The organism is Undibacterium sp. Di27W (genome assembly GCF_049340345.1).
Taxonomy (GTDB): domain Bacteria; phylum Pseudomonadota; class Gammaproteobacteria; order Burkholderiales; family Burkholderiaceae_D; genus Undibacterium.
Window position 1 is genome coordinate 46,392 of the sequence record NZ_JBMPOS010000020.1, and the last position, 25,046, is coordinate 71,437.

28 protein-coding genes are annotated in these 25,046 nt (G+C 49.8%); 10 read left to right on the forward strand and 18 right to left on the reverse strand.

Going from position 1 to position 25,046, the window contains the following annotated elements:
• Positions 1-8: 8 nt before the first annotated feature.
• Genes ACO0LF_RS28285 through ACO0LF_RS28295 form a run of 3 tightly spaced genes read right to left on the reverse strand, consistent with a single transcriptional unit; the run spans position 9 to position 2,147 of the window.
• Positions 9-521: an NADAR family protein gene (locus ACO0LF_RS28285; RefSeq protein WP_423020213.1), complete on the reverse strand. Its 513-nt coding sequence runs from the start codon at positions 519-521 to the stop codon at positions 9-11.
• Between the two features lie 19 nt (positions 522-540).
• On the reverse strand, positions 541-1,506 hold the full coding sequence (locus ACO0LF_RS28290) for a threo-3-hydroxy-L-aspartate ammonia-lyase (RefSeq protein ID WP_423020215.1): 966 nt from the start codon (positions 1,504-1,506) through the stop codon (positions 541-543).
• Positions 1,503-2,147, reverse strand: a complete 645-nt coding sequence (locus ACO0LF_RS28295; RefSeq protein WP_423020217.1) for a helix-turn-helix transcriptional regulator — start codon at positions 2,145-2,147, stop codon at positions 1,503-1,505. Before ACO0LF_RS28295 ends, ACO0LF_RS28290 begins: the two co-directional genes overlap by 4 nt.
• Before the next feature lie 144 nt (positions 2,148-2,291).
• Here ACO0LF_RS28295 and ACO0LF_RS28300 point away from each other — a divergent pair, with 144 nt between their 5' ends.
• Positions 2,292-3,236, forward strand: coding sequence for an amino acid ABC transporter substrate-binding protein (locus ACO0LF_RS28300; RefSeq protein WP_423020219.1), 945 nt, complete (start codon positions 2,292-2,294; stop codon positions 3,234-3,236).
• Positions 3,237-3,327: 91 nt separating this feature from the next.
• On the opposite strand, the gene ACO0LF_RS28305 is transcribed toward ACO0LF_RS28300, so the two are convergent.
• The 8 genes from ACO0LF_RS28305 to ACO0LF_RS28340 all read right to left on the reverse strand — a co-directional run bounded on the left by ACO0LF_RS28305 (position 3,328) and on the right by ACO0LF_RS28340 (position 7,798).
• The gene (locus ACO0LF_RS28305) at positions 3,328-3,756 is read right to left on the reverse strand and encodes a hypothetical protein (RefSeq protein WP_423020221.1); all 429 of its coding nucleotides are present in this window, start codon (positions 3,754-3,756) and stop codon (positions 3,328-3,330) included.
• Positions 3,757-3,808: 52 nt separating this feature from the next.
• Positions 3,809-4,087 (reverse strand): hypothetical protein, encoded by a 279-nt coding sequence (locus ACO0LF_RS28310; RefSeq protein ID WP_423020223.1) that lies wholly within the window; start codon positions 4,085-4,087, stop codon positions 3,809-3,811.
• A gap of 210 nt (positions 4,088-4,297) precedes the next feature.
• Entirely contained in the window at positions 4,298-4,915 is a 618-nt protein-coding gene (locus tag ACO0LF_RS28315; protein WP_423020225.1) for an alpha/beta hydrolase family protein, read from the reverse strand.
• Between the two features lie 88 nt (positions 4,916-5,003).
• Complete coding sequence (locus ACO0LF_RS28320; protein WP_423020227.1) at positions 5,004-5,978, reverse strand: AraC family transcriptional regulator; 975 nt, start codon at positions 5,976-5,978, stop codon at positions 5,004-5,006.
• A gap of 3 nt (positions 5,979-5,981) precedes the next feature.
• A complete protein-coding gene (locus ACO0LF_RS28325) occupies positions 5,982-6,461 on the reverse strand; it encodes a GNAT family N-acetyltransferase (protein WP_423020229.1) in 480 nt (159 codons plus the stop codon).
• 96 nt (positions 6,462-6,557) lie between these two features.
• A complete protein-coding gene (locus ACO0LF_RS28330; protein WP_423020231.1) occupies positions 6,558-6,863 on the reverse strand; it encodes a 4Fe-4S dicluster domain-containing protein in 306 nt (101 codons plus the stop codon).
• Between the two features lies 1 nt (position 6,864).
• On the reverse strand, positions 6,865-7,209 hold the full coding sequence (locus ACO0LF_RS28335) for a hypothetical protein (protein WP_423020233.1): 345 nt from the start codon (positions 7,207-7,209) through the stop codon (positions 6,865-6,867).
• Between the two features lie 16 nt (positions 7,210-7,225).
• Complete coding sequence (locus ACO0LF_RS28340) at positions 7,226-7,798, reverse strand: RNA polymerase sigma factor (protein WP_423020235.1); 573 nt, start codon at positions 7,796-7,798, stop codon at positions 7,226-7,228.
• Between the two features lie 268 nt (positions 7,799-8,066).
• Here ACO0LF_RS28340 and ACO0LF_RS28345 point away from each other — a divergent pair, with 268 nt between their 5' ends.
• Complete coding sequence (locus ACO0LF_RS28345) at positions 8,067-8,837, forward strand: spondin domain-containing protein (protein ID WP_423020237.1); 771 nt, start codon at positions 8,067-8,069, stop codon at positions 8,835-8,837.
• A gap of 10 nt (positions 8,838-8,847) precedes the next feature.
• Positions 8,848-9,606 carry a spondin domain-containing protein gene (locus ACO0LF_RS28350; protein ID WP_423020239.1) on the forward strand — a complete coding sequence of 253 codons (759 nt, stop codon included), beginning with the start codon at positions 8,848-8,850 and terminating at the stop codon, positions 9,604-9,606.
• A 116-nt stretch (positions 9,607-9,722) separates the two neighbouring features.
• Here ACO0LF_RS28350 and ACO0LF_RS28355 read toward each other — a convergent pair whose 3' ends face one another.
• Positions 9,723-12,473, reverse strand: coding sequence for a PAS domain S-box protein (locus tag ACO0LF_RS28355; RefSeq protein WP_423020241.1), 2,751 nt, complete (start codon positions 12,471-12,473; stop codon positions 9,723-9,725).
• A 346-nt stretch (positions 12,474-12,819) separates the two neighbouring features.
• On the opposite strand from ACO0LF_RS28355, the gene ACO0LF_RS28360 reads away from it, so the two are divergent.
• Positions 12,820-13,470, forward strand: coding sequence for a hypothetical protein (locus ACO0LF_RS28360; protein ID WP_423020243.1), 651 nt, complete (start codon positions 12,820-12,822; stop codon positions 13,468-13,470).
• Positions 13,471-13,554: 84 nt separating this feature from the next.
• On the opposite strand, the gene maiA is transcribed toward ACO0LF_RS28360, so the two are convergent.
• A complete protein-coding gene (gene maiA, locus ACO0LF_RS28365) occupies positions 13,555-14,211 on the reverse strand; it encodes a maleylacetoacetate isomerase (RefSeq protein ID WP_423020267.1) in 657 nt (218 codons plus the stop codon).
• 8 nt (positions 14,212-14,219) lie between these two features.
• Positions 14,220-14,915, reverse strand: coding sequence for a fumarylacetoacetate hydrolase family protein (locus ACO0LF_RS28370; RefSeq protein WP_423020245.1), 696 nt, complete (start codon positions 14,913-14,915; stop codon positions 14,220-14,222).
• Positions 14,916-15,095: 180 nt separating this feature from the next.
• On the opposite strand from ACO0LF_RS28370, the gene ACO0LF_RS28375 reads away from it, so the two are divergent.
• Positions 15,096-16,403 (forward strand): TRZ/ATZ family hydrolase, encoded by a 1,308-nt coding sequence (locus tag ACO0LF_RS28375; RefSeq protein WP_423020247.1) that lies wholly within the window; start codon positions 15,096-15,098, stop codon positions 16,401-16,403.
• Positions 16,404-16,427: 24 nt separating this feature from the next.
• On the forward strand, positions 16,428-18,227 hold the full coding sequence (locus ACO0LF_RS28380) for a M14 family metallopeptidase (RefSeq protein ID WP_423020249.1): 1,800 nt from the start codon (positions 16,428-16,430) through the stop codon (positions 18,225-18,227).
• A 66-nt stretch (positions 18,228-18,293) separates the two neighbouring features.
• Here ACO0LF_RS28380 and ACO0LF_RS28385 read toward each other — a convergent pair whose 3' ends face one another.
• The gene (locus tag ACO0LF_RS28385; RefSeq protein ID WP_423020251.1) at positions 18,294-19,532 is read right to left on the reverse strand and encodes a nucleoside recognition domain-containing protein; all 1,239 of its coding nucleotides are present in this window, start codon (positions 19,530-19,532) and stop codon (positions 18,294-18,296) included.
• 213 nt (positions 19,533-19,745) lie between these two features.
• Here ACO0LF_RS28385 and ACO0LF_RS28390 point away from each other — a divergent pair, with 213 nt between their 5' ends.
• Entirely contained in the window at positions 19,746-20,195 is a 450-nt protein-coding gene (locus ACO0LF_RS28390) for a hypothetical protein (RefSeq protein ID WP_423020253.1), read from the forward strand.
• On the opposite strand, the gene ACO0LF_RS28395 is transcribed toward ACO0LF_RS28390, so the two are convergent.
• Positions 20,192-20,797, reverse strand: coding sequence for a DUF1345 domain-containing protein (locus tag ACO0LF_RS28395; RefSeq protein ID WP_423020255.1), 606 nt, complete (start codon positions 20,795-20,797; stop codon positions 20,192-20,194). The two genes, ACO0LF_RS28390 and ACO0LF_RS28395, sit on opposite strands and share 4 nt — an antisense overlap.
• A 313-nt stretch (positions 20,798-21,110) precedes the next feature.
• Between ACO0LF_RS28395 and ACO0LF_RS28400 the strand changes: the two genes are divergently transcribed.
• From ACO0LF_RS28400 to ACO0LF_RS28410, 3 genes are read left to right on the forward strand one after another with little or no spacing between them, the layout of a single operon-like run.
• Positions 21,111-21,431, forward strand: coding sequence for a hypothetical protein (locus tag ACO0LF_RS28400; RefSeq protein ID WP_423020257.1), 321 nt, complete (start codon positions 21,111-21,113; stop codon positions 21,429-21,431).
• Complete coding sequence (locus ACO0LF_RS28405) at positions 21,428-22,282, forward strand: HDOD domain-containing protein (RefSeq protein ID WP_423020259.1); 855 nt, start codon at positions 21,428-21,430, stop codon at positions 22,280-22,282. The genes ACO0LF_RS28400 and ACO0LF_RS28405 overlap by 4 nt, the downstream gene beginning before the upstream one ends.
• 51 nt (positions 22,283-22,333) lie before the next feature.
• The gene (locus tag ACO0LF_RS28410) at positions 22,334-23,305 is read left to right on the forward strand and encodes a diguanylate cyclase (RefSeq protein ID WP_423020261.1); all 972 of its coding nucleotides are present in this window, start codon (positions 22,334-22,336) and stop codon (positions 23,303-23,305) included.
• An 88-nt stretch (positions 23,306-23,393) separates the two neighbouring features.
• On the opposite strand, the gene ACO0LF_RS28415 is transcribed toward ACO0LF_RS28410, so the two are convergent.
• Positions 23,394-24,644 carry a hypothetical protein gene (locus ACO0LF_RS28415; RefSeq protein ID WP_423020263.1) on the reverse strand — a complete coding sequence of 417 codons (1,251 nt, stop codon included), beginning with the start codon at positions 24,642-24,644 and terminating at the stop codon, positions 23,394-23,396.
• A gap of 169 nt (positions 24,645-24,813) precedes the next feature.
• Positions 24,814-25,046 (reverse strand): ExbD/TolR family protein (locus ACO0LF_RS28420; protein ID WP_423013902.1); only part of this gene is annotated, 233 nt, incomplete at its 5' end.

Sequence of the window (25,046 nt, forward strand, 5' to 3'; positions counted from 1 at the left end):
CCATTGCTTTAAAGTGTGCGGGCGTCTAACCATAAAAGACTATCATGGTATTCTTGCAAGCAATTAGTCTGTAAATCATGGGGTTTAAAAAGCATCTCATCCCTTACCTGCATCAGCAAATGCCCGAGGCGATTCTTGCCCTTGCCGTTGGGGCCTATACCCCAGTAGCTGTCGTAAGGAGAATTTTCTACCAGGCGCTTCTTGCCTGTGCCCAGCAGTAATTGTTTCAATTCCTGATTTTCAAACTTTGCGCGCAAGCCAGCGAGCATGATGGATTCTTTGACTTCGTCCCAGTCTCTGCGTATGGGGATTTCTCGGTTTTGCCCAAGATCTTTGGCTTGTTTGGGCGAACCGCAATTCAGAATCTTTTCGAAATGAGGCGTGCCCTCAAATTTCTTTGCCTGGAAATAATGCTCCATCGTGCGCCAATGCTGCCCGTCCAGTTCGAAACCAAATCCAGCAAAATTTGATAGCTCATAATACTGATCATCGCGATCAAAGAAGAATATTATTTTTGCCATGAATTGATACCGTTGATTATTACATACTGATCAGTGAGGCAAAGCGCGCCAGGTCGACATTGCCACCAGAGATAACAACACCGACCTTTTTGCCCTGCAAATTAAGCTGACCGCTAAACAATGCTGCCGCACTCAGGCAGGCAGTAGGTTCTACGACCAGTTTCATGCGGTTGGCATAGAATTTCATAGCATCTATCAATTGCTCGTCTTCGACGGCAAGAATATCGTCCACCTTGTCTTTGATGACAGCAAATGGTTGCACACCGAGATACTGGGATTGCGCGCCATCGGCGATGGTGTCGGGCGTGGCAATATGCACGATTTCGCCAGAGCGCAAGCTTTGCTGTCCGTCATTACCTGCCTGAGGTTCTACGCCATACACGCGGCAATTTGGCTGCATGGCCTTGGTAGCAGTGACGCAACCGGATAGCAGGCCACCACCGCCCAGTGGCACCAGCAAAACATCAAGATTACCGACTTCTTCTATCATTTCCTTGGCCAGCGTCCCCTGCCCTGCCATGACATGAGGGTGATCAAAAGGCGGGATGAAGGTCAGGCCACGTTCTTCGCTCAGTTTTCGGCCTATGGCGGCGCGGTCTTCCTTGTAGCGGTCATACAGAATGACTTCTGCCCCATAGGCGCGGGTTGCAGATATTTTGACAGCAGGCGCGTCATGCGGCATGACAACCACGGAAGGCATATTCAGCAAAGAGGCTGACAGGGCAATGCCTTGCGCATGGTTACCAGAAGAAAAAGTGACGACACCGCGCTGACGTTGCTCGGCAGTGAACTGCAGCAAGGCATTGTAGGCACCACGGAACTTGAAGGAACCTGAGCGCTGGAAGTTTTCGCATTTAAAAAAAACCTGTGCACCTGTCAATACATTCGCCATGCGTGAAGTCAGTACCGGCGTACGTTGTGCAACGGCAGAGATGCGACCATGGGCGGCGGCGATATCTTCAAAACTGATAGGTAACTGGCTCATGTGGCACTCCCCTTCTGCGGCAGATAGGTGTACACCGTGGAGCGGGCTATGCCCAGGGTATTAGCGACGATGCTCTGGGCATTCTTTAAATCCATTAATCCTGCCTGTGACAATTGCTGTATGGCGGCACGCCTGTGCGCCGGGGTCATCATGCGTGGGGTGGTATTGAGGCTGGTAGCATAGTGCTCCAGGGTGCTGCGTATGACATCCAGGCTGGGCGACACCAGATTTTCCTTGATGTCCACCGGTGGCGATTCGGTTTGTACCAGTTGCTGCAGGCTTGATGCCGCTGCACTCAGCAAAGAGACATCGATATTGAGGCAAATCGCCATGACATATTCACCTTCACTATTCTTGATGCCTATCGAGGTGCTCTTGGCAGGACGGCCATCTGGAAACTGATTCGGATAGCTTTGCAAAACCTCAGGGAAACTAGGGTCGCTAATACGCGCCAGGCCGATTTCAGTCGTACAGGCACCTATGCTGCGGCCAGACAAATTATTAGAAATGGCAACCACATGATGTTCATCCACGGTGAGATCGTGCAGCACGACCTCCACTAGGGGAAAGAAAGTCTTCCCTAGCGCATCAACGATTTTTTTGCCTTCTCGCAACAGTAATTGATTTTCAGTGATCTTCATGACTGACATTATGTCAGATTACAACAAGTTGTCAACAATTGACATTTATGGTTAGAATGGCGCTCTTTTTCAAAAACCTGCATCATTTTTAGGTTTCGACAATTTTTGAAATTTTTAAACACTAGAACACTCCAAGGAGATGACGTGAAATTATTTGTAGCAACAGCATGGCTGCTAGGCGGCTTTATCATGAGCAATGCGCAGGCAGAAGAATTGACAGGTACTTTAAAGAAAATCAAGGAGAGTGGCGTGATTACGCTAGGGGTACGTGATTCATCTGTGCCCTTTTCTTTCATCGACGATAAACAGCTTTATCAGGGTTACTCTGTAGAACTGTGCAAAAAAATCGTCAGTGCGGTGCAAAAGCATCTGGGTCTGGCGAATCTGAAAACTGAATTCAACCCGGTCACTTCGGCCAGCAGGCTGCCTTTGATGGCGAATGGCACGATAGACCTGGAATGTGGCTCGACGACGAATAATCTGGAGCGTCAAAAACAAGTGGCTTTTGCACCTACCATGTTTTTGGCAGCTGGCCGTTTGATGTATAAAAAATCATCTGGCATCCATAGCCTGGCAGATTTGCGCGGGAAAACCGTAGTCTCCACAGCAGGTACAGCCAATATCAAGCAATTGACGATCATGAATGGCGAACAAAACCTGGGCCTCAATATCGTCGCTGCCGCTGACCATGCAGAGGCATTTTTAATGCTGGACACCGGCCGTGCTACCGCCTTTGCCCTGGATGACATACTGATGGCCAGCTTGGCAGCCGGCGCAAAAAACCCTGCCGATTATGAAATGAGTAGAGAGCCTTTGTCACTGGAGCCCTATGGCATCATGTTGCGCCGTGATGATGTCGCCTTCAAAAAACTGGTGGATGCAACGATCAGCACGATCTATACATCGGGTGAAATCAATGGCATTTATGCGAAATGGTTTACCAGTACGATAGCACCCAAGGGTATCAACCTGCGTTTTCCGGTTTCTCCACAATTGCAAGTTGCCTTTACCAAGCCAACGGATTCAGGTGATCCGGCAGTGTATGCCGAGGTGCCAGACGCGCAGAAAAATCTGATTAAAAAAAAGTAAGTTCTAAGAAGTAAGTTCTGGACTTTTTGCATGCGACCATGCATGCGCCAAAAGTCTGGCATTTGTCTGAACAAGGCAAATGCCAGACCCATTACATCAAGTGTTTTTCCCATGCAAACTGATGTGGCAGCTCAGCATTCACGACCACCGTTTGCACCGCCCGCATGGCGATCACCAGCTTGGCGCGCTTGCGTGGTGCCTTCAAGCTGGCTGGCAAACGACTCAGCCAATGTCCATTCGGCCCCACTGGCGCGCCCCTCAATGAAGACAAGTGTAAGGTGGTAGGCAAGGCAGTTTTCGACAACGCCTCAATGAAGTGAGCCAGCTGTGCCGGTGAACTGAAGATTAACTCATGCTTCTCAAACTCTACATGCAGATAGGCATAGCCTTTATGGGGTATGCAGGGCGGCAATGGCGCTTGCCAGTCACCGGGCTGATCTGCAACCGGCAAATGCACCCAGTACGCCAGCGGCGCAGCACGCCAATGATCTGCAAAACTGAAATAAAATTTGGCTGACATACCTTGGTATTGCTATCAATGAGAAGATAAATGTCTTCTCATTGAACATGAATCAGTGCAGTTTGTCATCAAAGAATTTCAGCGCATCTGCCGCTACTTGCTGGTGGATGACAGAACGGTCTACTCCAGCGGGGTCAACGCACACCTGGCGTGCGACAATTTTACCCATCATCGTGCACTCTGCCAGAAAGCTATAGTGGGTGACTGCTGGCAGTATCTGCATCGTGCTGTTAGCGATATTTGCAGCGTATACCTGGGCATTGAACTCAGGTATGGCCTGATCATCGTCGGCACCGACGATGATACGTACTGGCACCTTGATGTTGGCCATGCTGTCTTTTGTTACTACCCTGCCCATGACAGGAGCAATGGAATACGCAGCACGTATGCGCGCGTCGCTATACGAAGCGTCAGATACAGCGATGGCGTCCTTGATGCGCTGGTTTTCTTTGAGCAGGGTTTGTAATTCTGCCGCGCTGAACTTGGCTTCTGGTGGTAATTTACAATTTGGATTGCTGGCATTTTTTGCGCAAAACTCTTGCTATTGCGTATAACTGATACGGCCCCCTACACTGGCCAATGCTGTATAACCACCAATGGAAAACCCGGCTACGGCAATACGCTGCGCATCTATCCTGTTGCCAAAGACAGGATCGGCCAGCAGCTTGTCTATCAGGATGGAGATATCCCTGGGTCTGTCCCACCAGACCACAAAACCCTCCAGGCGGGTCTTGTCTTCATAACCGGTGTTACCATGATGATTGACTGCTGCCACGATATAGCCATGCGCCGCCAGGCTCTCTGCCAGCCAGGCCATGGAAGCAGCTGAACCACCTGTCCCATGGGAGAGTAAAATCAGCGGCAGTTTTTGCGGTGCTGCAGACAAGGCAGCCCCCATGGCATTGCGGCCTGCCTTGAAGATGGCCACATCCCAGTTTTTTTCTATTACCCCCGCTTGCGCCGGATACCAGATTGTTGTTGCCAGCGGACGTGGTTTGCTGGCTGTCCAATCCAGGCGGCTGCTATCTTCATATTGTAGCGTCTGCATTCCAACCGGATGAGGCCTGGGTGCTGTTTCAGCAAACTCAGCAGATGCAGCACAGTTTGCCAGGGCGAACAAACTCAAAGAGACAATGACATTGCGGGCAAATGAAATCATGAAAAACCAGCTTTCTATAAATGATGGACGCAAGCGGGCAATGACGCTGAAGATGTCAGCGCCTGCCTATAAAACAGCAAGGATTAGTTTAGAGGGGTACAACAGGAATACAGATATCGCAATCAAAGATGCCGGTATCAGGATCAAAAGAAGCGTCGACCGGATAGTATTCAAAGCATGGACGGGCATCGAGTTGATAGCCACTGGAAGGCAGCCAGTCGCGCAAGATGGCGGCCCAGGCATCCCCTATCTCGGCATTGGTCCCTTCGAAACTGAGGGCCGCATAGTCACCAACTGGTATCGTGGTTTGCAAGGCATTGCCAGCGGCACCAGCATTTGCCTGCAATTCAACCGCGGCATCGTAACGGCACAGTGCTGGCTCGGTAATGCTGGGGTCATCATGGCTGATGCCATAACGCGCTTTGCCAAACAGATTGTGCATGGCCATCCATGGTACGACAGTGTCCGCCCAGAATTGACCTACTGGCGCGCCGTAAGGCCCTATGTGCCGCAGGTAGGCTATATTGACTGCGGCCCTGTGTATTAATTTGACATCCATGCTGCTCACCTCTTTCAAATTGGTAGAGATGCCATTATGGAAGGAGGCGTAAGATTGCAATTGATCGTTCTTGCTCAAGACTTGATTAATCTTGCTATTTGCACGGTGCAGTTGGAGCTGATGTTGCCGCCAGGCCGCCGGTGTGTAGGCAAACTTGTCCTTGAAAGCACGGGTAAAAGCTTCAGCCGAACCAAAACCGACTGACAAGGCAATTTCCAGCACAGGCGTGCCAGCCTGGGCAAACAGACGGAAAGCAGCAACTTCCAGGCGACGACGGCGCACATAATCACCCAGGCGCTCGCCCATCCAGGCAGCAAACAGGCGGTGAAAATGAAAAGGAGAAAAATGCGCGACTGCGGCCAGCACCTCCAGATCCAGTTGTTGGTCAAGATGGCGGTCTATATGCTCCAGCACTCTGTGCATGCGCGCCTGGTAGTGTGACTGGGAATGTGACTGGTGTTGCGCCAGGCTTTGTGGCTGCGCTGCCTTTACTTGATCGTTCACGCTTTACACTCCGGCTTTGACTTCCCACTCCATGTAATCACTGCTACCCAGGAATCCCTCTGATGCATATAGCGGCTGGCCATCCTCTGTAGCATGCAGCCAAACCTTGCCATATCCCTGCTCATGGGCGTACTGCATCGCCAGGCGTACAATTTTTCTGGCCAGGCCTAGTTTGCGATACTCTGCCAGGGTATACATATTAAGCAGATAGGCATCCTTGCCTGCCGTATTGCCAGGATAAGGTGGGCGCACGAATACGACCAGCGAGCCGCAAGCAACGATCTGCCCCTGCTCTTCCGCTACCCAGGTTTTGCAATTTCCATGTTGAAATGCATCGTCAAAATAATTCCGGCTTGCCTGCATCAATGCATCATCCACGCCCTTGCCCTTGTTGAAGTCGACAAGCTTATCAAACAAGCGCATACGTAATTGCACGATGGCGTCAAGATCATTATGCTCAGCTACACGCAACAAAATAGTCATTGATTTCTCTATTCGGGATATTAAAAACGAAATGCCTAGCAATGACTATTTTAAAACATACTACAGACAAGAAAAGCAAAAGTACGATTTCCTCCACTATTTTTTTTGCGCTGAGCGCTCCAAGCTGATCGCCTTTTCAGGACAGGCGGATACACAGAGACCACAGGCGCGGCAAGCATCGGCATTGGGCGTGTAGGCAACCTGCATGCCATGCACACGCTGTTTGAGTTTGGCCAGCCAGGCCAGTTGCTGATAATCAGTATCGGCAATACGGCGAACTTCAAAGACATGCTCGGGGCAAACAGGAACGCAGTCTGCCTTGCCTTCGCATTTACTCAAGTTCACTATCGGGACAATGATGCCTGCTTCCTGTTTGCAACTGACTTCTTTATGTGCTGGCATCTCAGACTCGCTCGTGATTGTGGCCGCGCCCTTCATCCCTATGTTTTCTGCGGCCAAACATACCGTGGCGAAATTTCTCGCGCTCTTCCGGCGTCAGCTTTTCCCAGCGGCGATGATGATCATGCAAACCGCCGTGTTTGTGCCAGCCACCATGGCCACGCATGCCACCAAACAGGATTTTACTTAGCACCAGCAAACCAAGTGCCTGCAAGAAGTCTATGTTGCGCGCACCAACAAACAAGGCGGGCATGAGCCAGTTCCATAGCATCATCACGACCCAGCCCAAGGCACTGACACCAACAATAATCAGTGTCATGACTTTTAATACTTTAAATAGCTTCCACATATTAATTTCTCCAGTTTCAATTAAATTCTTCCAATAAGTCTTGCAAGCGTACCCGCAGGTGCAAGACTGCATATCGTTTGCGCGCCAACAGAGTATTCACACCCAGTCCAGTTGCAGCGGACATTTCCTTGAAGCTCAGCCCTTCTATTTCATGGCCTATGAAAGCATCACGCTGCTCTTCAGGTAATTCATCCAAAGCTTCATACAACTCGGCCAGCATGAGATTGCGTGCATAAGCGGCCTCTGGCCCGCCATCGGCCGAGCGCAAAATCTGATCCAGCCAGGCTTCATCATCGCTCCCCTCTTCCAGATCCGGCAAAGCGACTTCTTTTTTCTTGCGAAAGCGGTCTATGATGCGATTGCGCGCCACCCTGAACAACCAGGCACCAACCTGTTCTATGGGCTCGGGCAAGCGATAAGCTTCCACCAGCTCATAAAACACATCTTGCAGAATATCTTCCGCCTCGCTGGCATCGGCAACGCGTTTGCGTATGAAACTACCCAGCCGCCCGCGTTCGCGCCTGACCGTTTCGGTGATGTGATTATCCTGATCCGCCATCAGCTCATCTGGGTTATGTGTCGTGTCCATACCGGTGTAGACGTACTATCACCGGAAATATTGTAGGTATCTGCATAAAACATTTAATTTCTATGTCTCCGGTTTGCCCTCATGCCGGAGTAAAGAATTGATCATCTCACTATTTACATGCCATTTCAAAATACTTATTTGAGCAACACAAGGCTGAAATTTAATTTAAAAATCTTTGTAAGGAAGTACTCGTTACCACGACTGAAGGTGGCAGCTTGCATAACAAGTGCATGTATTTCAACCAATCCAGACCGAGGAAAACGACAATATGTACATCCCTAACGATCGCGCATCGACACCCAAAAGCCATACTTCTCTTTTTAAGAAAATCCTCCTTGCCTCCACAGTTTTAGCTGCTTCACCTGCCATTTTTGCTGCAGATTTGACGGTGACCGTGACTAATTTAACACGAGGAACCTGGTTCACCCCTATGTTGGTCGCTGCACATCCTGCAAACTTCAAGGCATTCACTGATGGCACCGCCGCCAGCGTGGAATTGCAAAGCATTGCCGAAGCAGGTGACACAACAGGCATGCAAGCCTTGCTGCCTGCAGGTACGGTCAAGGTGGTCGATCCAGCCAAGGGCCCTTTAAAGCCAGGCGGCAGTGCAACGACTGGCACTTTTACCGGTGGCGCAGGCACTGCCAACTCCCAGCTCACGCTGCTAGCCATGCTGGTACCTACCAATGATGGCTTCCTGGCGCTGAACGCCATTGATATTCCGACTGCCCCAGGCACCTACACTTACAATGTCACTGCCTATGACGCTGGTACTGAGGCCAATGATGAAAAGAAAGCAGCAGCCGGTGGCATTAATCAGCCAGGTATGATTTTCCCTGCATTTTTAAATGACGCTACAGGCAAGCTGTCGGCAGACATCAATCCAAATGCGACAGGTTTCACCAATGCCACCAAAGAAGGATTTGTGCATATACACCGTGGTATTGTCGGTAGCGCCAATGGTGGCCCCAGCGCCCTCGACAATACTGTGTATCGCTGGTTGAACCCGGTGGCACGTGTTGTTCTCACAGTCAAATAAGGAGAAGCATATGCGCAACTCCTTAGGCTTTAAAGCGAGCTTGATTTCGCTGGCTGCCACCGCTTTGCTGAGCGCTTGCGGTGGCCACGATAGCAAACCACCAGCAGAGGTCGTCACCATTAGTACACCGGCAGTCTTTGAGGTGACACTGGTGAATTTGACTGCAGGCCAGCCTTTGACGCCGCTGGTTGCAGTGGCCCACGATGATGGTTTTAAATTATTCAATCTCGGCGAATCCGCCAGCGTGGAATTGGAAAGGCTGGCAGAAGGGGGAGAGACTGCACCCCTGGTAGCGCTTGCCAGCAGCTCCAAATCTGTATTTGCATCTGCAGTCGGTACTGGTGGCCCTCTATTGCCGGGGGCGGGAAATAAATCCACCGTCTACCTGACAGTACCGGTAGCCAGTTTGCCCAATTTACGCTTGTCACTGGCAAGCATGATGGGCAATACGAATGACGGTTTTACTGGCGTCAATGCCCAGTCGCTGGCTCAACTGGCTGCAGGTGGCAGTACCACGCTCAGATTGCTGGCATATGATGCAGGTACTGAGCGCAATACAGAAAGTGCTGACACAGTACCAGGTCCTGCGACTGCAAATTCTGGCGGCAAGCGGGAAGCATTTAATCCTGTGCGCGACGATGTCATCAATGTCGTGCATATACATCCAGGTATAGTCAGCAAGGATGATGGCTTGCCAACTTCCGCACTCACGCAAATGCATCGCTGGGATAATCCCGTCGCCACATTGACGATCAAACGTACGCAATAAAAAACTGTTTTTTGAGATGGCCTGCGCTTGCATGAGTGCAGGTCATTTTCTGTTTTTTGATCTCGGAGATGCTTAAGCCTGATCCAGCTTATCTGCATTAAAAAAGCAAGGCGCAACTACCCTTCCCTTTTCTCTTGCTCAATCCGCAATTGCGGTGCAATCAAAGGCAAGGTCATGGTATATATTGCCCCTTCATCAGGCTTGCTCAGCAACTGTATCTCGCCACCCAGCACACCTGTCACCAGGTTATACGCGATATTCATGCCCAGCCCCGACCCACCCTGCCCTAGCTTGGTTGTAAAAAAAGGATCAAAAACCCGTTTTTGGATTTGTTCACTCATGCCTATGCCATTGTCGGCAAATACGATTTGCACCTTGTCATCTCCCACCAGACAGGTGCTCAAACGCATTTCACCATGCTCTCTATGTTCAAAAGCGTGCGTCAGCGCATTGGTCATGAAGTTGGTGATAATTTGTCCAAGTGGGCCTGGGTAGCTATCCATCATGATGCCAGGCTCCAGCGCAGTCACCAGGGTATGCGCCGTTTTTTTGTACATGGGCGTGAGAGTCACGATCAGTTCTTCCAGCGCCATCTGCAAATCAAATTGCCGTCTGTGGCTACTCGATTGATCAACTGCCACTTGTTTGAAACTGCGTATCAGTTCCCGCGCCATGCCCAGGGTGCGCATCAGCAAGGCTGTTCCAGTCGCTGCATTTTCAAGGTAATTGGTCAGCGTCGAGCGTTTCAGCTTACCTTCACTGACATCGTGTAGCATTTCATTCGTTTTATCCTGCAAAGTACTGGCGACGGTAACGCTATTGCCTATGGGTGTATTGAGTTCATGGGCAACACCGGCAACCAGAGAACCCAGGGCAGCCATTTTTTCGGAGCGCACCAACTCATCCTGGGTATGCCGCAAAGATTCCATGGCAGCAGCCAGTTCTGCGTTGGCTTGCTGTAAATTCAGGGTACGCAGCCTGACGCGCTCTTCCAGTTGGGCCGTCATTTCACGAATTTCCTGCTCTATCTGCACCTGCCTGGTCACATTCAATAAAGAGAATATGCACATGGACTTGTCATGCATGCGTATCAAACGCGCCGACAAGAGGAAGATCATTTCTTCCTGCAACTGGTTTTTGATACGCACTTCCAGTTGATCGACTTTTTTATCGCGCCCCAGATCTGCATTGAATTTTTCCCGCTCTTGCGCCTGTGCGACAAAGCCCATATCCATGGTGGTGCGGCCTATGATGTCTTCTCTTTGGTAGTCGAATTCCTTGAGCCAGATATCATTGACTTCGACTATGCAATCAGTCAGTACATCGACCAGACCCAGTGGGATAGGCGATAATTGGAACAAGGTGGAATATTTCTGCTCATTTTCACGCAATAAAGACTCAACTTGCAGGCGTGCTGCCTCGGCGCTGAGCTCCTGATCTATATTATGCGAAGACAGAAGCAGATAGGCTTCTCCGCCCGCTTCGAACTGTGATCCTGACACACGACATTGGGCGATATGACCCTGCTTATGACGGAATGCAATTTGCATATTGCGAACTTCGCCTTGCTGGCGTATCTGGCTGATCAACTCATCACGCTGCGCAGGTTCATGCCATAGCTGTATATCATTCGAAGTGCGACCTATGGCTTCTTCGCGGGTATAACCTGAAATAGGTTCCCAATTACGATTGACATCGACATATTCCCCGGTTGCCATTCTGGTGATGGTCAAGGTATCTGGTACGAGCTGGAATACGGTGGACAATAATTTTTCCCGTTCCTGTAATGCCCGTTCGACTTTTTCCTGTAATTGCTCAACCTTGCGCAAAGCTGAAATGTCTTGCATGGCATAAGCAATATAGGGTTCACCCCCGGCATCAAAACGTGTACCCGATATCAGCACATGGTAGGAATGCCCGAGCTTGTGCCGGTAGATGGTTTCAAAATTATTGACTTCACCATCGCGCCGCAAGATATCCAGCATGTCGGCACGCAGGCTGGCATCCATCCACAAATTCAGCTCCAGTGAATACCGCCCCAGCGTTTCATCTCTGGTATAGCCTGTGATGGTTTCCCAGTGACGATTCACCTCCAGATAACGTCCATCTTTTTCGCGGCAGATAGCCAATACATCTGGCACCATCTGAAATACTTTTTCAAACAGGGTTTCCCGCTCCCTGGATAAACGCTCTATATTCTTGCGTTCTTCCATTTCCTGCTTCAGATTATCATTGACGCGCCCCATATCATCTTGCTGACGCAGCAGCGCCGCCACCAGGAACAGCATGCCTATGGCCAGGTCCAGGAAGGCTGCTATTTCATAGCTCCAGGAAGCATGCTCTGTGCGCTGAGACAAGAAAGGAAAACCCAGCAGTTGCAGGCCTTTTAAAAAAATCAGAACACCTAGCAAGAGAAACCCCAGACTATGCTTTTCGCCACGAGCACGCCAGAAATTCAGTGCTGCGCTCATCATGACGACACCAGAGAGCAAATAAACTGGCAGCATGCGCCACAAGGGTGTGACGGCAGTCAGGAAAGTCATCAACAGCCATAGCGTAGCTACCGAAAACCCGAGCATGACAGGCATGACATACACGGTCTTGCCATGAAAGATTCTGGTCCCCGCCCACAAATAGCAAATGTAAGCCAGCAAAAAAACATCAGCGGCGAGGCTGAAGACGGGTGCATGGTCCTCCGCAAGAAAATGACATAATTGCTTTAAGACCAGGCAGGCATAGGCCAAAGCCCAACAGCGTGTCGCTCTTGCATGCACGTGCAAGTGCTGAACATAGAACAAGACCAGCATGGTTAAAAAGCTGGTCACGACTGAGGTGATGATAGCTGCGGGAAGATAGATGGATGGCATAGAGATACTACCCACACGAACTATGCAAAAAAGTGTCAAGCTCCACGCCTGCTCCTGATCCAGCATGACTGTTTTCACGCACTAAATGAACATCAAATTGCTGCTTGCATGGCGTTTTGCCAGCATCTGAGTCAGATTAGCGAGAAAATAAGGGTATCTGATTTTTAAGATTAAATAGTAGCACTGAAGATCAGCACAATTGGCGACTTAGATCAATATTAATGAAAAGCGATTGTTGTAATAATCATTATTTAACATTTTCGAAATGTTTGGTCTTGATTATGCAGTCTGCTTCACATAAGATTGAATTGAAAGTAGGCAAATTCAAGCAACAGGGAGCACACTGATGAAGAACCAACACAGTAGGATACCCGGCTTGTTGCATAATGATCTTTATGTCGGAAAAATGGCAGTTGAAATTCTGGCAAAAAATGAAAGATCAACGGGCTTGGGACTGTATTCATACTGGGGCAATGACTCCGTATCCGATGGCGTGCTGGGCGCCAGTCAGGATGATGACATCATTGATTTCCTTGAAGAAGATGAAGAATCCTTGCAACCCAAGCTGGAACTGCATCCCTGGAAAATCCTTATCGCTGACGATGACAGCAATGTCCACGACACCACTTTGCTGGCCTTGAGCGGGGTCAAGATTCATGGCCGCCCCCTGGAATTCATACATGCCTACTCTGCCAAAGAAGCACGCAGTGTCATCAGTGCCAATCCCGATATTGCACTGGTCTTGCTGGATGTGGTGATGGAGACAGTAGATGCAGGCTTGAAGCTGGTGAATGTCATTCGCAATGAAATGGCGCTTACCAATCTGCGCATCGTTTTACGCACAGGGCAGCCAGGCTATGCGCCCGAACAGCAAGTCAGCGAAGAATTTGCCATTGATGGCTATACAACCAAATCAAAATTGACACGCTCGCTGCTGATTTCCGTACTCAACGATACGCTCGCAAATAGCCACGACAATCCTGATTTACCGAATTAAACTAACTTACGCAGCGGGGAATCACAGGGGCCTTTTTTCGGGCCCCTTTTTTTCATCTGGTCAGCAGATACTCATCAGTTCCAGCTACTCTGCATCTGGCTGGTTTGCAGGTGCAGCCTTGATAAAGGCGGGATGCTCACTGCAAGCCTGATGTATGCGCATGAGTGTGGGCATGCCGCTCAAATCGCAATGAAAGCGCTGGGCATTGGCGATCTGCGGTACCAGAAAGCAATCTGCAAAACCGGGGGTATCGCCAAAACAATAACGCCCGGTATGCTTGTCAGCCGCCAGTTTTTGTTCCAGTACGGAGAGACCAGTTTCACACCAGTGTCTGTACCAGGCATTCTTTTGCTCATCGCTGACTTGCAAAGTGCCCGACAAATATTTCAATACCCGCAAATTATTCAGTGGATGAATTTCACAGGCAATTGCCAGCGCCAGGGAGCGCACGTGGGCCCGCTCCAGCGGGCTGGATGGCAACAAGGCTGACTCTGGATAAGCTTCATCAAGGTATTCAATGATCGCCATGGATTGCGTCAGATTCGCGGTTTGCCCCTCAATATCATCCTGCAAGACTGGCACCAGCGCATCCGGGTTCAAGGCACGAAAGGCCGGGGCGAGTTGCTCCCCCCCGTTTTTGACCAGGTGCACTGCCACCTGTTCATAGTCCAGCCCTTTGAGATTAAGGGCGATTCTGACCCGGTAAGAAGCCGAGCTACGGAAATAACCATAAAGTTTCATCATTGCGCTTACACCATTCTTATTTTCAAATCACTCAAACCCGAGATAGTTGCTTCGAGCACATCACCGCGCTGCACTGCAGCGACGCCTTCTGGTGTACCGGTAAAAATCAGGTCGCCGGGCTGCAAAGTGTAGAGCTCGGACAAGCAAGCGACGATTTCTGCCAGATTCCAGATCAATTTGCTGGTATCACTACTTTGCCTGCTTTGTCCATTCACATGCAGGCTGATACTGGCCTGCTCTATATTTTGTACCGTATCAGCGCGATGTATCTGCCCTATGGGTGCAGAAAAATCGAAACCCTTGGCAGTGCACCAGGGCCGCCCCTGGTCTTTGGCTTCTGCCTGCAAGTCGCGGCGCGTCATGTCCAGGCCTACAGCATAGCCCCAGATATGGCTCTGCGCCTCTTCGACAGGGATATTTTTGCCACCCTGGCCTATGGCAAGTACCAGCTCCACTTCATGATGTAAATTAACGGTCATGGGGGGATAAGGCATCTCACCTACCTGGCCAGCCATGACGGGTAAAACCGCATCGGCTGGCTTCATGAAGAAGAATGGCGGTTCTCTGCCCGACCATCCCATTTCTTTGGCATGTTCTACATAATTACGGCCCACGCAATAAATTCTATGTACCGGGAAATATGCCGTACCACCAGCGATGGGTACGGCTGCCTGCTGTAGCGGGGGAAATAAGTAATCCATATCTGCTCCATAAAATACTGGTTTGCCATGACTATTCTGGCAAATATTTCATCTTCAAGCCGCTATTATGGCACTTTCAAATATGCTCTGTCATACGGTCGCACGACTTGATTTTTGCCTGTGGGCTCATGATTTAATTTCACTGGTTATAATGCCAGTTCAATTGCGGAGCCTAAAAAAATGAAAACCTGCCTACATCCCAAATACCTGATCCCTATAGAACCACGCGCCACCGTCCTTCGCGAACATGCTTTAGTCATGCAGGATGAAAAAATCCTGGCCGTTCTCAGTAGCGCCGACGCACGCCAACAGCACCCGGATGCACATCACCTGGAACTGGCTGAACACGCAGTCATGCCTGGCATGGTCAACCTGCATGGCCATTCTGCCATGACCTTGTTGCGTGGCCTGGCAGATGACTTAAGCCTGATGGACTGGTTGCACAATCACATCTGGCCAGCCGAAAAAAAGCATGTATCGGAAGAGTTTGTCTTTGATGGCAGTGTATATGCCATGGCAGAAATGCTGCGTGGTGGTACCACCACCATCAATGACATGTATTTCTATAATGATGATGTCGCGCGCGCAGGCCTGCACACCGGCATGCGCACTGTAGTCGGTTGCAGTGTGCTGGAATTTCCTACTGGCTATGCAGCAGATGCCGATGGCTATCTGGAAAAAGCGCTGGCCTCACACCAGGCTTTCCAGGGGCAAAGCGGAGTTGCATTCCGCCTCGCTCCGCATGCTCCTTACACAGTCTCGGATGCGACATTCAAAAAAATCGTGGCACTGGCAGACAAGCACGACATGGGCATACATTGCCACATCCATGAAACCATGGATGAAGTCAATGACAGTCTCAGGGACCATGGCATGCGCCCCTTGCAACGCCTGCATAATCTGGGCCTGTTGTCGCCACGCCTGATCGCTGCCCATATGGTGCATGCGAATGCGGATGAAATCACACTACTGGCACAGCAAGGCGTGCATATTGCCCACAATCCTGCCAGTAATTTGAAGCTGGCTTCCGGCTTTGCCCCTGTCCACGCCATGCAAACAGCGGGCGTCAATGTGGGTATAGGCACGGATGGTGCAGCCAGTAATAACAAGCTGGATTTACTCGGTGACTTGCGTATGGCTGCTTTATTGGCAAAAGCCGTATCGAGTAATCCAACTGCACTGAATGCCGGAAATGCGCTGGAGATGGCGACCCTGGCAGGTGCCAGAGCCCTGGGTATGGATAAACAGATTGGCAGCCTGGTGGCGGGCAAGCTGGCGGACGTGATAGCGATTGACCTGTCGGCAATTGAGACATTGCCACTGTTTGATCCGGCATCTCAGATCGTTTATGCCGCAGGACGTGAGCAAGTCAGCCATGTCTGGGTAAATGGTCGCTGCCTGATGGCTGAACGTCAATTGCAGACTGTGGATGAAGGCCAGCTTAAGGACAAAGCTCAGTGGTGGCATCAAAAAATCGCCGCAGTTTAATTCAACAGGTTCACTTACTACCTCATGCGTATGAAACCAGCCTATACCCTTTTTAAAAGAAGCCTCATCACCAGTTTGCTTGCCAGCTCCAGCCTGCTGATGGCGAATGCTGAAGCGGCAGAATCATTGACTACTCTCGCTGAACAAAGTGGCTTTAAAAAAACCGGCCGCTATGAAGAAGTGGAAAAGCTGTGCCAGGCTTTCCAGAAAAGTTATCCCAAAGAAGTGCGCTGCCTGGAGTTTGGGCGCACACCAGAAAACCGGCCCATGCTGGCCTTGATTGCCACACGCAGCGGCGCTTTCACACCTGCGCAGGTAGCGAAGCAAGCATTGCCTGTGACCCTGATACAGGGTGGTATACATGCTGGTGAAATAGATGGCAAGGATGCTGGCTTTCTGGCATTGCGCGAGATATTGGATAACAAGCTGGCCGCACATGCGCTGGATAAACAAGTCTTACTCTTCATCCCCGTTTTCAATATCGATGGGCACGAGCGTTTTGCTGCCTGGAACCGCCCCAATCAGCGCGGCCCGGAAGAAATGGGCTGGCGTACCACGGCGCAAAACTACAATCTGAACCGCGATTATGTGAAGGCAGATGCACCTGAAATGCAGGCCATGCTGAAGCTTTTCAATACCTGGGACCCGCTGGCGGTGATTGATTTGCATGTGACTGATGGCGCCAAGTTTGAGCATGATATCTCGATACAGGTCGAGCCTGTCAATTCAGGCGACGCGGCCCTGCGTGCAGCAGGCAAGGCCTTGCGTGACAACGTGATCGCTGATCTCGCCAAACAAGGTTCGCTGCCCCTGCCCTTTTACATGTCGTTTGCGCATGAAGATGATCCCATGTCAGGCTTTGTCGACAATGTAGCACCACCGCGATTTTCAAATGGCTACCTGCCCTTGCGTAATCGCTTTGGCATGCTGGTAGAAACCCATTCCTGGAAAGACTATGCTACTCGTGTACGCATCACGCATAACACCGTCATTTCAGTGCTGGAACAAGTTGCCGCTCACGGCAACGAATGGCTGGCAACGGCCAGGGCAGCGGACCAGCGTGCCATGCAACTGGCTGGCCAGATTTTGCCTGTCACTTACAAGACCACAGAAAAAACCAGGGACATAGACTTCCGTGGTTATGCGTATACCCGCAGCATGTCGGATGTGTCAGGTGCCTTGATGACACGCTATGACGAAAGCAAGCCACAAGTATGGAAGGTAAAACTGCGCGATGAAATCGTGGCCGATGCCCAGGTAAATTTACCCAAGGCTGGCTATATCGTCCCGGTGGCGTATAGCAAGGCCGTAGCAGAAAAACTGCAGCAGCATGGCATAGAATTTCGCATCATTTCTAGCGATTTACCTGCGATTTCTGTAGACCAGTTCGTCACCAGCAAAGCTAGTTTGCAGGCACAGTCTTTCGAAGGAAGACAAGCCATGAAGTTGCAAGGCCTGTGGCAAAACCAGACACAAAGCCTGCGCAAAGGCGCTTTATTCATTCCGCTTACCCAGGCAAAAGCAAGACTGGTGGCAGCTATGTTCGAGCCGCAAGCGCCAGATGCCCTGATCAACTGGGGTTGGTTCAATGGCGCATTTGAACGCAAGGAATATATGGAAGCCTATGTGGCAGAAGATGTCGCCCGCGAACAATTAGCCAGCGACCCGCAATTGAAAGCTGCCTTCGATAAGAAAATTGCTGAAGACCCTGAGTTCGCCAAGAGCCCATCCGCCCGCCTGGATTTTTTTGCACGACGCCATTCATCCTGGGATCAGCGCTATCAGGTTTACCCCGTATTGCGACTGGATTTTATTCCTAAATAAAGCCATGGATCGCCATAGGTAGGCGTATGCGCATTTACCTATGGCGGTGCTCCCCCTTGCCGGGCATCAATGGAAGAACAGGTAGGCAACAAAGATCGCTGCGACCACGCCGGCAAAATCTGCCAGCAAGCCCATGGAGATGGCATATCTGGTTTTGCGTATGCCCACTGAACCAAAATACAGGGCAACAATATAGAAGGTGGTATCAGCCGATCCCTGGAAAATGCAGGTCAGGCGACCGATGAAAGAATCCACTCCATAGGTTTTCATGGCATCCACCATCAATGCCCGTGAACCTGAGCTGCTGAGCGGCTTCATCAAGGCGGTCGGCAAGGCTGCAGTGAAATCCGTATTCAAGCCCATCTGCGAAAATAACCAGGTAAAACCAGAGACAATAAAGCCCAGTATGCCGGAATTGCGCAGCACGCCGATCGCTACCAGCATGCCTACCAGGTAAGGAATGATGGTCAGCGAAGTTTGTATACCGCCTTTGGCTCCCTCAATAAAGGCTTCGTAAACATTTACTTTCTTGCGCATGGCCCCCAGCATGAAGCTGATGATAATACTGAACAGCAAGAGGTTGGCACTGACTTTGGAAAACACTTCTATATCGCTACGGCTCATGTACTGGCTCATATACCAGACCAGGGCAACGATAAAACTCGTCAGGCCACCCAGCCAGGCCAGCACCACCCGGTCAAATAAATTAATGCGTTGTCGTATGGCGACAGCAATCAAGCCAACCACGGTAGCTACATAGGTGGCGATCATGCAGGGTATGAAAATATCCGAAGGATCTTTGGCACCCAGCACAGCGCGTTGCGCCATGATGGCCAGGGGGATCAGGGTCAGGCCTGAAGTATGCAAGACCAGGAACATGATTTGCGCATCACTGGCTTCGTCCTTACTGGGGTTAAGGCTTTGCAGGCTCTCCATCGCCTTCAGACCAAAAGGCGTAGCGGCATTATCCAGACCCAGCAAATTCGCCGAAAAATTCATCACCATGTGACCATTGGCAGGATGATTTTGCGGCACACCAGGAAATATCCTGGCAAAAAAGGGAGCGATGACTTTGGCGATAAAATCTATCGCCCCAGCTTTCTCGCCTATATTCATGATGCCCAACCAGAGTGTCATGACACCCGCCAGTGGCAAGGCGATATCCATGACACCTATGCGTGCAGATTCAAAAGTCCCATCCATGATGCGTTTGAACACCTCTACATCGCCCAGTATCAGCCATTGCGCCAGAGCAGCAATAAAACCGATCAGAAAAAAACCTGTCCAGATGTAGGTGAGTAGCATGGTATTCAAGATGGAATAAGGGGTGCAGGCTTTTTATCATGAAAAGCCTATGCTGTAGTATGAAAATTTCGCTGAATGCCATAAACGCGCCACATGCCCACGAGCAGGGTCTGTAACATCTGCTTGCAGTTTTACATGCTTATCTACAAATTCCTGTCAGCCCCATGGCCCTGCGCTGCGTTATGTGAATATCAAAACGAAGGAAGCGATATCATGAAAACCAGTCTACTCATCAAAGGCCTGTTATCAGCCCTGCTGATTTGCGCAGCCAGTGCAAATACGGTATTCGCCCATGATGTTTATGTCAGAGATCATCGCTGGCATACGGTACCACCAGTGCGTCATGTAGTATCAAGCTACAATTATGTGTATTACCCCTCGCAACAGGTGTATTACGCCCCTGCGCAAAGAAACTGGTATTGGGCAAATGGTGCTAGCTGGCAAAGCGGTAGCCGCCTGCCCTATGGAGTGAACGTCGACATGCGTCTGGGTGGCGTGCCCATCGTTTTGAGTTCACCCCGTCCCTATGTAGAACACGTGTATGTAGAGCAAACCTACGGCCACCCCTGGCGTGATCGTCATGGCTGGCACGAGGAAAGACGTTACGAACGTGAATGGCGCGAAGAAAGGTATGAACGCCATCACGGCCATCACTGGCGTTAATTCCCGACCAGGCTGGCAGCAATATTGATGGAAAAACCGACGACGGCCACATTAAAGAAAAAACTGAGTATGGATTGCGCAAGTACCGTCTTGCGCATCTGCCGGTTCATGACGGTAACATCGGATGTCTGGGCTGCTACTGCTATCGTGAACGAGAAGTACAGAAAATCCCAGAAGTCCGGCATTTCTTCATCTTCAGGAAAGCGCAAGGCTGGTTTGCCTGCAGGAGAGCTATAAAACTGCAAGGCATAGTGAAAGCAAAATATTATTCCCAGCAGTAGCCAAGACCCCAACACAGTACTGGTGGCAAACAGATACTTCACTATCCTGGCCTCACTGCTCAAGCCTGCCATGCCAGACAATTCATGAATGATCGCCAACAGACTAATAGAAGCAGCCAGAGATAGCAAAACCAGGACAGTCACTGCACTCTCATCCTCCTGTTGCGCCATCTTGCGCACCTTATGCTTGTCTGCACAAGTCATCAGCCAACCCATCAGTAGTAAATAGGCCCATACCCCGACATTCCAGCCACACAGGGCACGGGTGATCATTGGCGTAGATGCTGGCAACACTATTGCCGTCAGAATACCGAGTCCCATCGTCAGCAATAAGCGAGGGCGACGTTGAATTATTTGTTTAATGATCGTTCCTGTCGTTGGTGAGAGTAAAACCTGAACATATGACAATTTTACATACTACTTCAAACTTATTAAGAGAATCGAACTTCCGATAGATACATGTGTATACAGGTGTAGTATATTCAATATCAATTGATATCCTGGCATAAGCATCCCTGAGCGGTCCTGCAATTTATATTAATGAAAAGTAATTTTAATTAGCTTATTTTTTATTACACTGAAACCATACATTGTTGCCAGTGATGGCGGCATGTCATTCAGCGAGACGAGTGCCATGAACAAACATTATCACTATTTGCCACTCTCCAAGGTTAGCCCTGGTACCGTGCTGGCGGACGATTTGCTCGACAAGGTCGGTCATGTACTCTTACCTGCAGGCACCACTTTAACAGAGCGCATGCTACAGGCTATCGCCCATCACGATATACATCAATTGTCTGTGGAAGGTGATCCTGGTTCAGAGCAAGAAAATGCGCAAGACCTGGCAACACGGCTGGAGCGCATAGAAAAAATTTTTCGCCATATAGGCGACAGCGAACCTGCCAATATCCTGAAGGCCTACGTCATTCAATACCGCCAGGGTGAATCCAAATGACTGATACCAATGAATTCAAGGTCCATCTGGATGACGTGATCAGCAAAATCAAGGACCTGCCCACCCTGCCTGAAGTTGCGATGGAAATGCTGCAAAATCTGGAAGATGAAGACAGTAGCCTGGACATGGTGACTGAAAAAATCGCCATGGACCATTCGGTCACGGCGAAATTATTGAAACTTGCCAATTCCTCTTACTACGGAAGCAATTCAAAAGTAGTTACCTTACAACAGGCAACTGCCATGCTGGGCATTAAAAATGTCAAGAATCTCATTCGCTTGACTACTTTATCCAACAAATTCCCTACCGCCAGTTGCCCTGCTTTTAATTTCAAGGCTTTCTGGCGTCACAGTGTTGCCACGGCGGTGTGCGCCGAACTGATTTCCCGTGCCCTGCATATGAAGCATGATTTTGCTTTTACGGCAGGTTTGCTGCATGACATAGGCCGTTTGGTACTGGTGACCTGTTATCCTGCCAATTATGATGAAGTACTACGCTACAAGTTGGAAACTGATTGCCCCCTGCTGGAAGCGGAACGCAGCATCATGCACATAGATCATGTTGATGCTGGCCTGGCATTGGCAATACACTGGAATTTCTCAGAAGCTGTCTGTGATGCCATACGCGGTCATCATCAACCTGAGCAAGAAAATCTGAATGTATTGGCATCAGTGATTCATATTGCCAATGCCATTGTGCACGCACTTGACCTGTCCGATGACGAAAACGACATGCTGCCCTTGCTGTCACAAGCGGCTTGGGATACGCTAGGGCTTGGTGAAGCTGACTATTTAAGCATTTTCCGTGAAACTGAAATGCGCTTCGATGCTTTGGATCAGATCGTACTTTGACATTTTTCTTTTTGCCCCATGTATCTGGATAAAACGATTTTGGAACAATTGATGCTTTTCAAGGCAACAAATTACCGTATAGAAGACATTCATCTTTTCCGTGATATTACGGAAGATAATAGAAAACTCATCAACGACATTATCAAGGATTGCCTGGTCGTCAAAGCCCGTGCTGGCCAGATTGTTCTGGATGCCAATAGCTCTGGTGCCCGCCTGTTTATCGTCCTGCAAGGTGCTTTGGGCGTGACACGCCTGACCGAAGAAAGCAATCAACTGGAAAATACCATCACCCAGTACCTGCCTGGTGAATGTGTAGGCGAGATTTCCGTCCTTGATGAAGAAATTCACTCAGCCACTATCTCGGCTATCAGCGATAGTGAATTATTGCTGATAGAAGCAGAAACTTTGTGGCGGCTGATAGATGAATCGAATGGCGTGGCGCGCAATCTCTTGCAGTTATTGTCCTTCCGCATACGCGCCGCCAATGCGCAAATCCGTAGTCGTCAAAAAGTGGGGGAATTCTATCGCCAGTTATCGATGGTGGATGGCCTGACTGGCTTGCACAACCGCGCCTGGCTGAATGCACAACTACCCGGGATGGTGCAGCATGCCCAGGCAACAGGTGCGCCACTGAGCATCATCATGGTAGACCTGGATCATTTCAAGCGATTCAATGATGAACATGGTCATTTGCTGGGGGATGACGCCTTGCAAACTGCTGCAAAGGTCCTTAACGCAGGCTTGCGTCCCAGTGACTTTGCCGCTCGCTATGGAGGTGAAGAAATGATGGTGATACTGCCTGGTGCAAACCAAAAATCCGCTCTGGGTGTAGCACAAAGACTGTGTAGCCGACTGGGTAAGACCAAGGTGTTTGTTGACAGGCACAAGCCCCTACCACACATCACTGGATCATTTGGGGTAGCGACCTTGAGCGATGAGCAGAATAGTAATGCCCTCATCAGTTGCGCCGATGCGGCACTGTATCGTGCCAAAGCCAATGGGCGCAATCAAGTGGCAAGTTAAATCCACTTAAAAACCAATAAAAATATAAAAAAACAAGGGCGCATAAAAGCGCCCTTGTTTCATTCCAGCAATAAGCAACTCAAGTCAATTACTTGGACTGGTTGGCATAGATGATCCAGTAACGTGCCAGATCAGCTGTGCCATCTGTACCGCGTACTGTTTTCAAAGTCTTGATGGCATTGGCTTTTTTGCCGGCTTGCAATTGCGCTACGCCCAAATGCAATTTGGCATCTTCTTCCTGCTTGAGGCCACCTTTGGCGATGCCCTCCTCCATCATGGCGAGACCCTTGTCAACTTGTCCTGCTGTGACATAGCCATAGCCAATATTGACCAGGCCATTACCATCCTTGGCTGACTTGGCTTCAGCTTCATTGGCGACCAGCTCTTTTGATGTCTCCACCTGAGTCTTGTTAGCCATGTCACGCAAACGCTTGTGACGCTCTGCATCCTTGCCTTCGCCCAAAGCACCAGCTTTATAACCGGCATCAATAATCTTGGTCGCTTCAGCTGGATAGCCAGCCTGGATAGCGAACAAAGACATATCCATGTAATCGGAAGTCTTGGTGATTTGGCCCAGAGCCAGCTTCAAACGCAGCAAATCCAGTTTCAAACGCTCGGAATACCCTGGTTTTCTCTCGATATTATTGAGCAGATTGACCCAGTATTCTTTTTTGCCATGGAATGCGACCATCTTTTCCAGCGCGCTGGAATAAGTAGCCATGTCCTTGCGCTTCAAGGCATCTTGCGACAGGTATTCGAGATTGGTCAAGCTCGGAGTACGACCAGCCTTTTCATCTGCTGCCAATTCAGCATTGATCTCTTTCATGGCCTTGGCGCTGTCGCCACTTTGCGACATTGCCTGTATCAGGTAAGGACGTAAAGATTGATCGGTGCCGCCGTCAGAATAATAACGGTTATACCATTGTGCAGCTTTGGAATAGTTACCAGCCTTAAAGTAACCGTTCGCCAGCACCTGTATCATTTGCAACTGTTCTTTACCGCCCAGTTTATTGGCAGACACGATCGTTTCGGCTGAACGGATCACGGTGTCATTGTCGCCAGCAGCGGAAGCAATCGAGAGACGCATGCGCTCTATCGTAAAGTTTTCATTGACTGTCTTGCCACCTACGCTGTCAGCCTCGTGGATTTTAGACAATGCTTCTCTAAATTTCTTCGCTTTGTATAATTCACCTGCTGCGTGCACAATCTTGGCAATTTCAGGGCGCAAGGATTCTTGAGCATAGGCTTGATTTGCTGCGATATTTGTTAATTCTGGAGCGGCTGCAAAGCCAATCGCTGCAATCAATACAGCAATACGAGACAAGCGAAGTTGCTTCATATGTTGATCTCTCAATCAATAAATTTAATAAACTTGGGGACTGCAGCTTTAGAAAAACCTAGGCTCAACCCGTGAATATGAAAAATGGCAGGGTTAACCCTGCCAATTTTCTATCATACCTTAATAAGTCAGCATGGATGCGCCGAAACTGCCTTGAAATGCTTATTTATCACTTCAAGAACTGCTCATTGCCGACCATACCAATCTTGGTGACACCAAGACGCTGTGCCGCTGCCATGACAGCTGCCACAGATTTGTAAGGTACAACAGCGACAGGACGCAGATGCACTTCAGGCTGATCTTTCTGTGAAGCGGCTTCGGTCAGCTTGGCTTCGAGTTCAGCGCTGTTGACTGTCGTGCCATTCCAGGCCACGGTACCATCAAAGTCCACATCAATATCAA

What these genes read in the sequence shown, in the direction of transcription:
- ACO0LF_RS28360 (WP_423020243.1), top strand. Translation starts at nt 12,820, where the DNA reads ATGAAGAACCAACACAGTAGGATACCCGGCTTGTTGCATAATGATCTT.
- ACO0LF_RS28310 (WP_423020223.1), bottom strand. Translation starts at nt 4,087, where the DNA reads ATGGCCAACATCAAGGTGCCAGTACGTATCATCGTCGGTGCCGACGAT.
- ACO0LF_RS28390 (WP_423020253.1), top strand. Translation starts at nt 19,746, where the DNA reads ATGAAAACCAGTCTACTCATCAAAGGCCTGTTATCAGCCCTGCTGATT.
- ACO0LF_RS28350 (WP_423020239.1), top strand. Translation starts at nt 8,848, where the DNA reads ATGCGCAACTCCTTAGGCTTTAAAGCGAGCTTGATTTCGCTGGCTGCC.
- ACO0LF_RS28295 (WP_423020217.1), bottom strand. Translation starts at nt 2,147, where the DNA reads ATGAAGATCACTGAAAATCAATTACTGTTGCGAGAAGGCAAAAAAATC.
- ACO0LF_RS28345 (WP_423020237.1), top strand. Translation starts at nt 8,067, where the DNA reads ATGTACATCCCTAACGATCGCGCATCGACACCCAAAAGCCATACTTCT.
- ACO0LF_RS28290 (WP_423020215.1), bottom strand. Translation starts at nt 1,506, where the DNA reads ATGAGCCAGTTACCTATCAGTTTTGAAGATATCGCCGCCGCCCATGGT.
- ACO0LF_RS28315 (WP_423020225.1), bottom strand. Translation starts at nt 4,915, where the DNA reads ATGATTTCATTTGCCCGCAATGTCATTGTCTCTTTGAGTTTGTTCGCC.
- ACO0LF_RS28325 (WP_423020229.1), bottom strand. Translation starts at nt 6,461, where the DNA reads ATGACTATTTTGTTGCGTGTAGCTGAGCATAATGATCTTGACGCCATC.
- ACO0LF_RS28410 (WP_423020261.1), top strand. Translation starts at nt 22,334, where the DNA reads ATGCTTTTCAAGGCAACAAATTACCGTATAGAAGACATTCATCTTTTC.
- ACO0LF_RS28405 (WP_423020259.1), top strand. Translation starts at nt 21,428, where the DNA reads ATGACTGATACCAATGAATTCAAGGTCCATCTGGATGACGTGATCAGC.
- ACO0LF_RS28370 (WP_423020245.1), bottom strand. Translation starts at nt 14,915, where the DNA reads ATGGATTACTTATTTCCCCCGCTACAGCAGGCAGCCGTACCCATCGCT.
- ACO0LF_RS28335 (WP_423020233.1), bottom strand. Translation starts at nt 7,209, where the DNA reads ATGTGGAAGCTATTTAAAGTATTAAAAGTCATGACACTGATTATTGTT.
- ACO0LF_RS28340 (WP_423020235.1), bottom strand. Translation starts at nt 7,798, where the DNA reads ATGGACACGACACATAACCCAGATGAGCTGATGGCGGATCAGGATAAT.
- ACO0LF_RS28380 (WP_423020249.1), top strand. Translation starts at nt 16,428, where the DNA reads ATGCGTATGAAACCAGCCTATACCCTTTTTAAAAGAAGCCTCATCACC.
- ACO0LF_RS28305 (WP_423020221.1), bottom strand. Translation starts at nt 3,756, where the DNA reads ATGTCAGCCAAATTTTATTTCAGTTTTGCAGATCATTGGCGTGCTGCG.
- ACO0LF_RS28395 (WP_423020255.1), bottom strand. Translation starts at nt 20,797, where the DNA reads ATGGGACTCGGTATTCTGACGGCAATAGTGTTGCCAGCATCTACGCCA.
- ACO0LF_RS28375 (WP_423020247.1), top strand. Translation starts at nt 15,096, where the DNA reads ATGAAAACCTGCCTACATCCCAAATACCTGATCCCTATAGAACCACGC.
- ACO0LF_RS28355 (WP_423020241.1), bottom strand. Translation starts at nt 12,473, where the DNA reads ATGCCATCCATCTATCTTCCCGCAGCTATCATCACCTCAGTCGTGACC.
- ACO0LF_RS28415 (WP_423020263.1), bottom strand. Translation starts at nt 24,644, where the DNA reads ATGAAGCAACTTCGCTTGTCTCGTATTGCTGTATTGATTGCAGCGATT.
- maiA (WP_423020267.1), bottom strand. Translation starts at nt 14,211, where the DNA reads ATGAAACTTTATGGTTATTTCCGTAGCTCGGCTTCTTACCGGGTCAGA.
- ACO0LF_RS28285 (WP_423020213.1), bottom strand. Translation starts at nt 521, where the DNA reads ATGGCAAAAATAATATTCTTCTTTGATCGCGATGATCAGTATTATGAG.
- ACO0LF_RS28400 (WP_423020257.1), top strand. Translation starts at nt 21,111, where the DNA reads ATGAACAAACATTATCACTATTTGCCACTCTCCAAGGTTAGCCCTGGT.
- ACO0LF_RS28330 (WP_423020231.1), bottom strand. Translation starts at nt 6,863, where the DNA reads ATGCCAGCACATAAAGAAGTCAGTTGCAAACAGGAAGCAGGCATCATT.
- ACO0LF_RS28385 (WP_423020251.1), bottom strand. Translation starts at nt 19,532, where the DNA reads ATGCTACTCACCTACATCTGGACAGGTTTTTTTCTGATCGGTTTTATT.